The following is a 13,315-nucleotide window of genomic DNA, read 5'->3' as shown; positions in this document are numbered from 1 at the left end:
ATAATTCCGGCATTTTTATTCAATTATAATTTCTAACCATTTAAAAATGAAAATTTCTTTTCATGGTGCTGCCCGAACAGTTACGGGAAGTAAGCACCTTATAACGCTCAACAACGAAACTCAAATTTTATTAGATTGTGGCCTTTTTCAGGGCATGGGTAGCATTACTAGTAAGCTAAACAGCTATTTCGGTTTCGATGCCAAGAAGGTTACCTACCTTATTTTATCTCATGCCCATATCGATCATTGTGGATTACTGCCCAGATTAGTGGGAGAAGGCTTTGATGGAAAAATCTTTTGTACTTCAGCAACGATGGATTTAGCTCGCATTCTAATGATGGATTCTGCAAAAATACAAATGCAGGATGCCGAATTTTCAAACCGACACTTAAAGCCTGGTGAGGAGAAAGAAGAGCCACTTTATACCGATGAAGATGTAACTAAAACGGTTGGTCAGATGAAAATTGTTGAATACGAGAAAGATTTTGAAATTGAGCCTGGTATTAAATTGAAATTTACTGATGCCGGGCATATTTTAGGTAGTGCGGCAGTGCATTTAACAATTACAGAAAATAATAAACCTACTCACATCACTTTTAGTGGCGATGTTGGTCGTTATGGTGATTTATTACTCAAAAGCCCACAACAATTCGATCAGGCTGATTATATATTATTAGAATCTACTTATGGCGATTCGCTGCATAAAGATTTAGATCCGATTGAAGATATGCTGCTCGAAATAATCGAAAACACCTGTAATGTTAAAAAAGGTAAAGTAATTATTCCTGCATTTAGTGTTGGGCGAACGCAGGAACTCTTATATGCGCTTAACGGGTTAGAGTTGAAAGGTAAATTACCAGATGTCCTTTATTATGTTGATAGTCCACTATCATCTAAGGCTACCGAAATTTTAAGAAATCACCCAGAAGTTTACAATAATGGGGTTAAAGAAACTTTAAAAATAGACCATGATATTTTTGGGTTTAAAGGATTACGTTTCGTAGAGTCTGTTGAAGAATCGAAAGCTTTAAATAATGATCTTCGCCCTTGTGTAATTATTTCAGCATCTGGAATGGCAGAAGCCGGTAGGGTAAAGCATCACATTCGTAATAACATCAGTAATTATAAAAATACCATCTTAATGGTTGGTTATTGCGAACCTTCATCTTTAGGTGGCCGCTTAATTGCCGGACAAAAAGTTGTTGATATATTCCATGATGATTATGAAGTAAAAGCTGAAGTACGTTCTATAAAATCGATGAGTGCTCATGGCGATTATGAAGATTTATTGCAGTTTTTATCCGGTCAGGATCCTAAAAAAGTTAAGCAATTATTTTTGGTTCATGGTGAATTCGAGGTACAACAGAAATTTGCTGAACGCTTAAAAAATCATGGGTTTAAAAATGTAGCGATTCCAGAATATCATCAAGAATTTAGCCTCACCTAAGCCGTTTCCGAAGGAGAATTAGGATAATGCTTAACGTTATCTTTGGTCTTTAATCTTTGTTCTTTATTCTTTTAGCTTTAGTCTTTCATCCCTATCTTTGGAACCATGGATGTTTTTGGCAAAGCTTTAACAGATTTCTATAAAACCGGCGAAGCTGAGGTACTTTGGTTAAATAATTCTTACGGTGAACCAGAAGAAATGCCTGTTGATTTTTTCTTTCGTGACGATGAAGATATGCCTGTTATGGAACTTCAGGCATTGCAAATGTGTGAAGGAAAAGTTTTAGATATTGGTGCCGGTGTTGGAAGCCATGCTTTAGTTTTGCAGGCGTTTAACGTGGATGTTACTGCAATCGATGTTTCAAAAGCTGCGGTTGATATCATGAAAGATAGAGGTGTTAAAAATGCACTTTTACAAGATGTTTTCACTTTAGACGCTAAATTCGATAGCATTTTAATGCTCATGAACGGCATCGGTTTAACGGGAACATTATCGGGGTTTAAGGATTTTTTAATCAAGCTTAAAAGTTTGTTAAATCCTGGCGGACAAGTACTTTTCGATACTTCAGACATCTCTTATTTGTACGATGATTTGGAAAAACCTGAAGATAAATATTTTGGTGAAGTTTCTTATCAATATGAATACAAAGGCGAAAAAGGCGATTGGTTTGATTGGTTATATGTTGATGTAGAAACAATAGATACAATTGCTTCAGAAACCGGATGGAAAAGTGAAGTCATTTTTGATGATGATGAAGACCAATATTTGGTGAGATTGACTTTGAAATTCCACTAGTAGAGTTACGAAGTTCAAATAGCTAATTCTGTTAGAAACTTAGTAAGTCTGATCTGCCTATTTCTAAAACCTAAAAAAGGTGTCTTTCCCTCCAACTTTGCCCCCGAAGTTTTGAATGTTGTATGTAAAAGTAAACATTGAATACCTACCTAAATTATTATAGCGAGCATCGCGGATTGAGTTTTCAGTAATTGATACATATCTTCTGGTATTGGTATTCAAAATATCATTAACAGAAAACTTTAGTTGAGCTCTATCATTTTTCATGAATAGATATGTTAAACCGGCATTCCAGATTTGAATTTTATTATTAAAACCAGCAACCGTTTGGGTATTATAATTTATGCGATAGGTTGTTTCCCAAACCAATTTTTTAGGTAAACGTATTATTAGCTCGCTTTCGCTTAGATGGGTAAAATAGTTTATACTGGTAAAATAGCTATCGTCGTACCTGCTGCTATTTATGCCTAAATTATAGCTGGTAGAAATCTCTAATTTATCATTCAAGTTTAATTTACCACTCACTCTCGGGCTAAAACTTAAAATTTTGGCATAGCTTCGTATATCGTTTACAAGCACGAGATTTCTGGTAAAGTTTGTGTAAAAACCTGTACCAATAGTAACCTGTCTCTTATCCTGCTTAATATCTTTACTAAAATTTAAGCCAGCGTTTAATCTTATTATGCCATCAACATTTATCGGTGTAGAAGTTTGTAACCCATTTGGAGCAATAGTTCTTGCCATAATTACCGCATCATTATCTATGCTGGCATTACCATAAGCATTATAATTAAGTGTACGCTTTACATCATACTTATATAAGTTTAAATAAATTTGATGGGTTTTTGTGGGTGCTAAATTTGGGTTTCCATTCTGAACATATAATGGATTGGTATTATTTGCAACGGGCTGAATATAATTAACATCCGGTTCGCGAAAACTTGGGGTATAATCAATACTGAAATCTTTAAAACGAATATTTGCAGATGGCGCAAAAAACTTAAAGTTTTGATTAAACGATGGGTAACTTGTAAAGCTATTTTCTAAATCAATGGTATTGAAAACTAAACCTGGCTGTATGGTAAAGTCTTTAGTCAATTTCCACTTTAGCGAGGCACGATTATTAGTTTTGTAGCCTTCTTGATTTACAGTTTGCGAAAGCGTAAGTATTGCAATATCATAAGCCTGATTGTTCGGATCTTTGTAGAAAGTTACTAATGCATTTTCATTATGTAAATAATTTCCGTTTGTGGCAAACGTTAAACTGAGTTTTTTTGTGAGGTTTCTTGTAAAGTTTAAACTTAAGTATATACCCTGGTTTTTGATGTTAATATCTCGCAACTGATCCAATACCTGAGTAGAATTTGGAATGTAAAAGTTACTAATTGTATTGTTATAATAATCAGTAAGATTATTCTTTTTGGTTAAGTTTAAGGTTGCGTTCAGGCTACCTTTGCTTTTTCTAAAATCTTTCCAGAAATTTGTCGATATCTGGTAATCAATATTATCACCAACAGTTCTCGATTCATTATAGCCATCATTTAATTTAACTTCATTTACATTTCGGGTTTCGGTAAGGAGTAAGGCATTATTTCTTGTATTATTTATATTAACCGATGGCGAAATAATAAGCTGGTTCAAGCTATCCAGCTTAAATTCTCCACGTCCACTAATACTGTGATTGTATCCTTTATTTATTTGATTCTGGTTGGTTGATAATAATAAATCACCTGTTCCTAAACTTTGCCTGCTATCTGTAAGTGTAATATTTTCTTGATTGCTTAAGCCAAAAAAGTATTTTAAGTTTAATTTGGCTCCTTTTTTAGTTAGCGTATTAAAGTTTGCACCAGCACCTGCCGATTTTTGTATACCACTTGCAGTGCCGCCGAAACTTATACCATTAAGTGCATATCCCCCATCGCTATTAATCATAATCGAATTTACGCCAGTGCGTTGCATGCCGCCAATTCTCATAATGTCACTTATAGCAAAGCCAGGTTTGTTAACGTTATTGCCATAACCCAAAATACTAACCTGAGTTGTATCTCTAAAAAAATTCATTATTCCTCCAGCTTCATAACGACCATTTGGTATTCCAACGCCTCCATATAGTTTTCCAAATGCACCCTGCTTAATTGCTTTTTTAAGTTTAAGATTTATTACTTGAGGTGTGTTTACAGCAAGCAAATCAGGGTCGGCTCGTTTTGCATCTTTATCATCCATCACCTGAACTTTATCTATAATATTTGCGGGTAAGTTCTTTGTAGCAATTTGTTGGTCGCCGCCAAAAAATTCCTTTCCATCAACCAAAATTTTGCTTACTGTTTTGCCATTAACCTGGATAGAGCCATCGGCGGCTATAGCAACTCCTGGTAGCTTTTTTAATAAATCTTCTACTACTGCTGATGGCAATGTTTTAAAAGATTCTGCATTAAACTCAATTGTATCTTTCCGAACGATAACTGGCGGTCTTTCTGCAATGATGTTTACTTCATTTAAATCGTTAGCTTTTGTTGATAGATAAATTGTGCCTAAGTTTACTGTTGGCTTATCAGCTGTTAATTCGATTTCTTTGCGATATGTTCCATATTGCCAGGCAGTTATAACCAATCTATATTTTATTCCGGTTAGCAGGTTATTAATTTTGAAAATACCCTTATCATCAGATAATTTGTATGTTGTTAATACACTATCCCCAACTTTATAAACTGAAACCGTTGAATAATTTAGCGTGGTTTTATGGTTTGCACTATCGGCCAGGATGCCACTAATGCTACCATTTTTTTGTGCAAAAATTGCTATTGAGATAAGAAGCAAAGTTAGGATCGAGAAAAGTTTCTTCATAAAATGTTGGTTTGTTGGCAAGTATACTGAGTTGGGTTTTATCAATTATTTTAATGTGATGAACGGGTTTTTGACTGTGATGAAATTTATCTTATTCCCACATTTCAAAAAGAAGACAATTTTAATATCAGGATGTTGCATTAAAATTAAAAATTAACTAAACTTTTAGGTAAAGATAGTTTTGGAGTGATATAATTGCAACGGGCAACAAGAAAATTACATAAATAAAAACCCCCATCATTTTTGTGATGGAGGAATAGTTGTTAGTTTAGATTTATCAGTCATTTGATAAGTTGTTTTCCCAAAAGATTGTCTTTAGCGTAGCACTCTATTTCAAGTCGTTATAATTCACAATTTTTACGTTTTTATTTTTGGCTAAAATTTCTTCCATCCAGGTTCGGTGCCCTGCGCCAACACCAACTATTACTCTTTTAGCATTTCTTGCCCTTGCTTGCTCGATAATGTTTTTGCACATGCCTTCGTTCCTTAAAGTCCACTGCGCCACCATTTCTTTAACAGTTTCGGTTGGGAAACCTGCGTATCCATAAAATTTGCGTCCACCGTAAAAATTCCAGGCTTCTATTAACGCTCCGTATTTTGCGGTATTCATGCCTGCATATTGGTCGGCATTAAATTGTTTAGCTTCTTCAGGATTAAAGCCCCAATATTTATCAATGGCACTCATAGTTTTGCCCTCTGGCGATAAAGAATCGGCTTTTGCTTTTGTTGCCATAATTTTAAAAAGAGAATCAGTTTTCGCCCAGGCAACGCTCCAAGGTTTATCATAAGCTTGGCAATCCATATTGTAAATTTGATTTTGACCAAGCTGATATATTAGCGGAAAATATATTTTGTTGTATTCGCTTCCTGGTCTGTTAATACCCAATTTTTTTAAGGAATCGGTGCTTCCAAACATTATATTGTACTCCTCCAGTTCTTCTTTGCCGAATTTTGGCTTCATGATGTTTTCTAACACAAACATTTGATAATCGAAATTTCCTCTATCCCAAATTTTGGCGTATTCTAGCGCTAAGTTCATTCTGGTTTTGTGGTAGAATGCAAATGATGCTAATGCCTTTTGATTCCTTTTTATTAGGGATGGAATATTCTTTGGCGTTTCGGGGTTTAAGCGATTAACATAATTTACTTTTTTTTGGAAAGCCTCTTTAGCCCAATTATCATCTTCGATTTTGGGATAATCTTCTGCTGGCAAGTATTCACCAAAAACCATATCAGGTTTAAAGTTTTTTAACTTATCTATAACAGCCTGAAAATTTTGATTGGATTTAGAATTATCGTGACTTGATGCGACAATCACAATTTCAATTTGAGCATATGACTTTACAGCTAAAGCGATAAAGAATAAAAATGCTAGGCTAAGTTTTTGTATGGTTTTCATAATGAATCTTGTTTTTGATTTGTTGATTCAAAGATGATTATACAAAGGCGGGTGTTAAATTTAATTATCCCAACGGGTTTAAATATTATCCCAATAAATAGAAATAGATTTAAATCTTTGATAACTCTAAATCCCATGTTTATACTTAGATTCAAAGCTTTCGTCCTAAAAACTAGGACTATTCCATCATCTTTTTATTAAAAGATATTATCAGTTTAAATAAGTCGTTATACTCGGTTAACGGCAACGTTTCAGCTTTATCAAATACATCATGGTAGGCGGAAATTCCTCCTTGAGTATAGAAAAAGAAAGCAGGAACACCTTTTTCGGTAAAAAAATAATGGTCGCTGTTTGCTGCCTTACCTCTCGAATTAATTTTAGTAATTAACTTCTGCTCAGCATTAATGTGATTTAAAATTGAAAACGCTTTAGGATAAACACTAGCATTTACAACTGTCATTCCACTTTCGCCCGTACCAACCAAATCAAGATTTATCAAAAACTTAATGGTACTTAGCGGCAGTAATGGGTTTTCAGTAAAATATTTTGAACCAAGCAAGCCCACTTCTTCGCCGGCAAAACAAATAAAACCAACCGAATAAGGCTGTGGATTTGCGGCATAATACTTTGCTAAACTTAACAGTGTTGCTACGCCTGCTGCATTATCATTTGCGCCGGGGAAATAGGTGTCATTTCCCATTCCGCCTAAATGATCGTAGTGAGCGGTTATCAACAATACCGAATCTGGATATTTTGTACCTTTTACAAAACCGCATATGTTGGAGGCTTTAAAATCAGGAATAAATTTATTTTCTATATCAACATTAATCGTTTTTGGAATTTCTGCAAATGTTTTCTTATTGATTTGAATAATGGTTTTATCAGCAACTTCTGTAGCTACCGACCAGGTAAGCTTATCTTTTAACACAATCTGAAGATTTAAACCAGTCTTGTAATTAACTGAATCTATCTTATCAACAGTAGCTTGTTTTTTCAAAGAAGGGCTTTCATTGTTGATGATAAAATCTTTCCCGGGTATTAGTTTTTTTCCATTAATTATAACCAGCATTTTCCCGGGAAACGTATTTACAGGATAATTGAAAGATTGCTTATAATCTCCTTGAAATGGTAGAAGGCCAATTTTTTTATATTCAGCAGATAAGAAGTTGGCCGCTTTTGCCATTCCATCCTTAGTATAACCTCTTCCCCAAAATGTTTTGGATGTTAGTTGCTTAATCGTTTGCCTTACATAAACAGAATCTTGTGCGAAACCATTTAAAGAATACATTAGAAGCACTAATAAACTAAATTTTTTAAAGGATAAAATTTGCATGGCTCAAATTTAAGCATTGTAACAATTACAAAATCAAATTAAAAAGAAAAGCCGGTCAACATTTAAATTAACCGGCTTTTCAATGGATACAATTATCAAATTACTATTTTGCAAGATATGGCTGTAAGGCTGTTTTGATTTTTTCTTTATTTTGTGAGGCAGACCATTTTTCTTTGATAGATTGGTCGCCAAGTGTGAAAAGTGTTTCGTAAAGCAATTTGCCATTAGCCATCGTTTTTACTTTAACGGTATCGGTGGAGCCAATTACATCCGTCCATACGTTACGTACATCTGCCCAATAGGTATTTTGGCTATTCCACCATTTTTGAGCATAGGCAAAAACTTTAGGGTCTATCTTAGTAAATTCTTCATAACCTTTTTCTACAGCAATTACTTTATCGCCTTCGGGTGTACGAAGTGTTTTTTTATTATCTTGCTCAAACATCCAACCATCTTTGGTAATGGAAATTCTGCTTCCGCGGATTAAAACATTATAATCTTTACGAACGGTTGATTCTCGTCTAGGCAATGGAGAATCGGTTTCACTCGACCATGAATCGTGGCCGCCCACATGGCTCCAGATACCGTAACCCTGGTAACGTGGGCTATCATCAACCTGATAAACTTTTTGGGTCCATTTTCCTTTTACATCAGCAGCAGTTAAATTGCCTTTTTTCCAAGTATTATCTTGAGTATAAAGCATAATATCGGTGTCTTCATAAGTCCAATCCTGGCGCCAATGCTTAATAACGGTTGAATCATTAATTGCTAGTATATGTTGAATAACAATTCTTCTTGGCTCATCAACAATTATTTGTGCCCACTCCTTACCATGGCTTTTGTATGGCTTACTAAATTCATAATCAGGATTTGGAGAAGTGACTTCGCCATAATTGAAATTTACTTTATAGAAACCAGCAAGCGATTTAATTGCTTTCCTGTCTTGCTCTAATTTGTCTTGAGCATGTATACTGCTGGAAACAAGTCCTGCGAGTAAAAATATTAAGTTGAAAATTTTCATTATATGTTAATTTTAAGATTTCATGTTATGTTCTACAGCTGCGTGATTTTTCTTTTTCTTCTTTTTGCCCCACCAAATAATGAAACCAGTTATGGGTAAGCTTGCCGCAATGAAACTGGCAAAGAATGCCAAAATTTTACCTGGTAAGCCTAAAATCGCACCTACATGGATATCGTAGTTCATACCGATTAAAGCCTCTCCTGCATTTTTATCAGTTTGAGTTTTGCGATGCAATAATTTTCCACAATATTGATCGAATTGTATTACATCGAAATTCCAGTAGGTTTCATTGCCATGATATCCAGTAGCATAAATTGTAGCCTTGCCAGGGCCAGCCGGAGACATCCCAATTCTATCAAATTCCTTAAATTGTTCTTTTGCAGTTTCAAAGGCAATATCAAAAGGAATAGCAGAAATTGATTTCGTTGAGTCTGATTCTACATTAACACGGGCAGGAGGCGTTATGCTTCTAGATGCGACTACATAAATGGTTGTTTGAAACCATTTAAAAGCCCAAACCATGCCTGTAAGTGCCAGCATTAAGCAAATTATCATCACATAAAATCCTAAAACATTATGTAAATCGTAATTAATCCGTTTAAATTTTGCGCTCCATTTTACTTTAAAGCTTTTATCGAAGTTCGATTTTTTAAGGTTTTTTGGCCACCACATTACTATGCCGGAAATAAGCAAGAATACAAAAATCAATGTTGCCCAACCTATAATTTGCTGCCCAATGGGATGGTTGATTAGGAAACTCCAGTGAAGCATTTTTATGATAGCAAAAAATTCATATTTGTGATCTGCCACCAAAGTAACCTTACCATTGTAAGGATTAATGAGTACCAAGTCGTAATAGTCTATAGAATCGAAATACCAAAATGCTTTAGGATCGCCAGCTTTAAAAGCACCAAATTCCCAGGCTTTATTTGGTTGTTTGTAAGTAGTTATGAATGATATTTTTTTATTTCCGCCTAAGGCTTTCTCTGCAGTTGCTTTTAAAACGCTTAAAGGTTTAGTTTGTGTTTTTGCAGGAACGTCAACAAAAATTTCTTTCTTATGAATAAATTCTGTTATCTCTTTTTGAAAAGCAAAAATGCAACCCGTTATACCCAAATGGAAAACAACCAGGCCAGATGCAATACCAAGCCATAAATGCAGCCAATCGCTGATTTTTCTAATCCGCGATTTCTTTGGTTTCTTCTGTATTGGTTTGGTTTGTGCCATTTGGATTTTAATAAATTATATTAGTTTACCTGAGTTGTATAGGTTGCTAAATGCCAAACTTTTTCGTAATCTTTTCCATTTGATTGTCCGGCAGTTTTATCTTCTTTATAAGCCTCGAAAAAATAATTTCCTTTTTGTGATGGCTTAAATGTGAATTTACCATCAGCATCAGTTTCTGTTGGAATTGCTTTTCTTTCTGCGTTTACCAGTGTAATTTTTTGCTTGGCGAAAGGAGTTTTACTGTAGATTACTTGATAAACCGCAGATTGTCCTTGTTTTAAAACATGCTTTTCTGGTCTAATGGTTAAAGCTGCTTCAATAGGGAATGAAGTATTAATTTTAGTACTTCCAACGGCTACATCTGCAAAAGCGTAATACTCGATTTTAGCTTTATCGTATATATCAGCTACCTCATGTACAACTGATAATTTGTAAGTGCCATTTTGTTCAGGAGTAAAACTTGCTTTGTAGAAATGAACATCGGGCGAGGTAGATAAAACTTTTGTAGTTCCGTTTGGTGCAGTTAAAACCAATTTGAATTGTTTTAAGTTGCTAAACCATTTTATTGCAGAATCTGGTTCGTTGGCTTCATATTCGCCAAAGTAAATTTTAACTTCTTGTGCTTGTCCTTTTTTGCCGTTTGCTGTTGTTTCAATCCATAAAGCATGTGCAAAAGCACTTGTTATGCTAAATGCAAGGAAGAAAAATAATAGGGATAATTTAGTTTTCATGATATTTTAGTTTAATGATTTAAAGCCAGTAAAAACCATCTTATAAGTTTTTACTGGCGATTGATTAAAATTTATAGGTGATACTTCCGGTAAAGCTTCTTAAATCTTGAGGATTCATGGTACCATATCCTGTCCAATATCTTTCGTTGGTAAAGTTGTCAACCTTTGCACCAATTCTAAATTTTTGGTGGTCATAAAATACGGATGCATTAAATACTTGGTAAGCCGGGAGGATAAATACACCCTGACTAACGCTGTTCAAAATCTTATTATCGCTAGCATAATTACCACCGGCACCGAAACCAAATCCTTTCAATGCATTGTTCGAAAATTTGTAGCTCACCCAAACATTTGCCGAATATGGTGCTGCAGAATAAGCGTCTCTTCTGCCTTCAACATCTGGAGAAGCATTTTGTAAATGATTATCATTATAAGCAAAACCAGCAATAATATTTAAGCCATTAACCGGATTTGCAATAATTTCTGCTTCTATACCTTTGCTTAATTTATTTCCGTCCTGAATTTGAGCGTTTGGATTTAAAGGATCACTATTGTAGCCTCTAACAATATCTTTAACTTTAATATCGTAGTAAGAAACTGTACCTGTAAGTCTATCACCAAATGCACTAACTTTAACACCACCTTCAAATTGATTGGCTTGCTCAGGTTTAAATGTATTGCCCTGATAATCGATGCCATTTATATTATTGAAGCCATTTTGATAATTGGCAAATAAGGAAAGTTGATCTTTAACCAGTTGATAAACCAAACCAAATTTTGGTGAGAAAACAGTTTGTTTATATGCTCCGGTGGGTGCGACACCTGCACGATTAGAATTACCTTTATTGTCAAACCTATCCACTCGCAAAGCCGCTAATGCAATAAGTTTTTCAGATAAATTAATCACATCAGAAGCGTAGGCACTATAAGTATTCGATTTATAATTAAGTGGATAATTAAAAACTACGTTCGGATCATTTGCATTAGCGGCATAAAAGGCGGCCAAATTTGTTTCCGTAAAATTATTGTAATTAGGATCGTTACCATTTTTATTGGTAATATCGAATGTGTTGATTGAATAAAACAACTGATCAGAATTCTGACGTAAATAATCTAATCCAATTACAACCCTGTTTTTAACAGAACCTAAATTAAATGTTCCGTTAAAATTTTGTTGTACCTCATAGGTGTATATTTTGCTGTTATCGGTAGATTGATCTGCCCTTGATAAATTATCTGCACCAGGAGCTGCAGCTGCATTAAAAAAGCTGTTAGGAACTAAAAAGAAATAAGAACCTCGGCCATTAGAGAAACTGTAACTGCTTGAAAAGTTAGTGTGTGATGACCAGTTATCGTTAAACTTATAATTTGCCTGTGCAAAGAAGTTTGTGCTATTGTATTTTTGCTTTATTCCATCGCCAATAAAAGATTTATTGTAGTTTACACCGGCTTGATCTGCTCTGTCGAAACCCAATTGAGCAACAGGAAAGTAAAAGAAAACAAAAGGTTTTAAAGTGTTTGTTCCGTTTGCGATTTCTGCATCAAATGTGAAATCTAATTTATCATTCGCTTTGTAGGCTAAGCTTGGGGCAAGAAAGAATCCCCTGTCATATACATTATCCTGAAACGAACCTTTGTAATTGTACGAAGCATTTAAGCGGGCATAAACATGATTTGATTTGTCTACCGGGAAATTAAAATCTGTGCTAACCCTGTTAAAATCAAAGCTGCCGGCAGAATAACTTACTTCGCCACCAATGCCTTCAAAGGGTTTTTTGGTTACTCTGTTTATTAAACCACCATAAGAGGTTAAAGTACTTCCAAATAGTGTGGCTGATGGGCCTTTAATAATTTCTACACTTTCTAAATTTGCGGCATCATTCCGACTGGTAACACTACCTGCTAAACCATTTCTAAGTTTTGCTTGTACAATAAATCCCCTTGATGCATAATATGCACCTCCATCGCCACCGCGGGAAGTAGATTCCCACATTTTTTGGATACCTGTTGCGTTTCTGGTTGCATCATCAACAGAAAAAATCAATTGATCTGCAAGCGTTTCTTTAGTAATTGTAGTATAAACCTGAGGGTTTTCTAAATTTTTAAGTGGCATTTTTGAAACATAATCACTTTTTTTAGTCGCATATTTATTAGCCTTATTCTGACTGATGTTTACATCGCTAAGCTGATTTGAGGTTTCACTAATCGTAAAATTTGATGTTTGATTTTCACCGGCAATAACAGTAATGGTTTTCTCCATATTTTGAATTCCAACACCCGATACTTTTAAAATATATGAGCCTGGCTTAACTTTTTGAATTTCATAAAAGCCCGTTTCATTTGTGATGTTGCCAATTCCTTTTCCTTTTAATCCAACAGATAGGTATTGTGCTGGTTTGCCATCAGCAGTAGTAACTTTCCCACTAATTATCGAAGTTTGTTGCCCAAATGAAATGATCGAGCTCAACAGTAGCGCTACTGTTAAAGTATATTTTTTTAATTTTTTCATGGCTAAAGA

General features: G+C 34.7%; 9 protein-coding genes. 2 read left to right on the top strand and 7 right to left on the bottom strand.

The window, feature by feature from the left end; translation table 11 throughout:
- The first annotated feature begins 46 nt into the window (after nucleotides 1-46).
- Entirely contained in the window at nucleotides 47-1,447 is a 1,401-nt protein-coding gene (locus tag IEV50_RS01955; protein ID WP_188411570.1) for an MBL fold metallo-hydrolase RNA specificity domain-containing protein, read from the top strand.
- A gap of 105 nt (nucleotides 1,448-1,552) precedes the next feature.
- Entirely contained in the window at nucleotides 1,553-2,242 is a 690-nt protein-coding gene (locus tag IEV50_RS01950; RefSeq protein ID WP_188411569.1) for a class I SAM-dependent methyltransferase, read from the top strand.
- 63 nt (nucleotides 2,243-2,305) lie between these two features.
- On the opposite strand, the gene IEV50_RS01945 is transcribed toward IEV50_RS01950, so the two are convergent.
- The 7 genes from IEV50_RS01945 to IEV50_RS01915 all read right to left on the bottom strand — a co-directional run bounded on the left by IEV50_RS01945 (nucleotide 2,306) and on the right by IEV50_RS01915 (nucleotide 13,306).
- Entirely contained in the window at nucleotides 2,306-5,086 is a 2,781-nt protein-coding gene (locus IEV50_RS01945; protein ID WP_188411568.1) for an outer membrane beta-barrel protein, read from the bottom strand.
- A 328-nt stretch (nucleotides 5,087-5,414) separates the two neighbouring features.
- On the bottom strand, nucleotides 5,415-6,485 hold the full coding sequence (locus IEV50_RS01940) for a DUF5694 domain-containing protein (protein WP_188411567.1): 1,071 nt from the start codon (nucleotides 6,483-6,485) through the stop codon (nucleotides 5,415-5,417).
- 178 nt (nucleotides 6,486-6,663) lie between these two features.
- Nucleotides 6,664-7,818: a M28 family metallopeptidase gene (locus IEV50_RS01935; protein ID WP_188411566.1), complete on the bottom strand. Its 1,155-nt coding sequence runs from the start codon at nucleotides 7,816-7,818 to the stop codon at nucleotides 6,664-6,666.
- 103 nt (nucleotides 7,819-7,921) lie between these two features.
- Entirely contained in the window at nucleotides 7,922-8,839 is a 918-nt protein-coding gene (locus IEV50_RS01930; protein WP_188411565.1) for a DUF6607 family protein, read from the bottom strand.
- Nucleotides 8,840-8,851: 12 nt separating this feature from the next.
- Complete coding sequence (locus IEV50_RS01925; RefSeq protein WP_188411564.1) at nucleotides 8,852-10,066, bottom strand: PepSY-associated TM helix domain-containing protein; 1,215 nt, start codon at nucleotides 10,064-10,066, stop codon at nucleotides 8,852-8,854.
- Between the two features lie 20 nt (nucleotides 10,067-10,086).
- Nucleotides 10,087-10,797 (bottom strand): DUF4198 domain-containing protein, encoded by a 711-nt coding sequence (locus IEV50_RS01920; protein ID WP_188411563.1) that lies wholly within the window; start codon nucleotides 10,795-10,797, stop codon nucleotides 10,087-10,089.
- 64 nt (nucleotides 10,798-10,861) lie between these two features.
- Nucleotides 10,862-13,306: a TonB-dependent receptor gene (locus IEV50_RS01915; protein ID WP_188411562.1), complete on the bottom strand. Its 2,445-nt coding sequence runs from the start codon at nucleotides 13,304-13,306 to the stop codon at nucleotides 10,862-10,864.
- Nucleotides 13,307-13,315: the final 9 nt, after the last annotated feature.

Origin of the sequence: Pedobacter mendelii (genome assembly GCF_014635725.1) — a bacterium.
GTDB lineage: Bacteria > Bacteroidota > Bacteroidia > Sphingobacteriales > Sphingobacteriaceae > Pedobacter > Pedobacter mendelii.
This window is presented reverse-complemented; position numbering and strand designations above follow the sequence as displayed.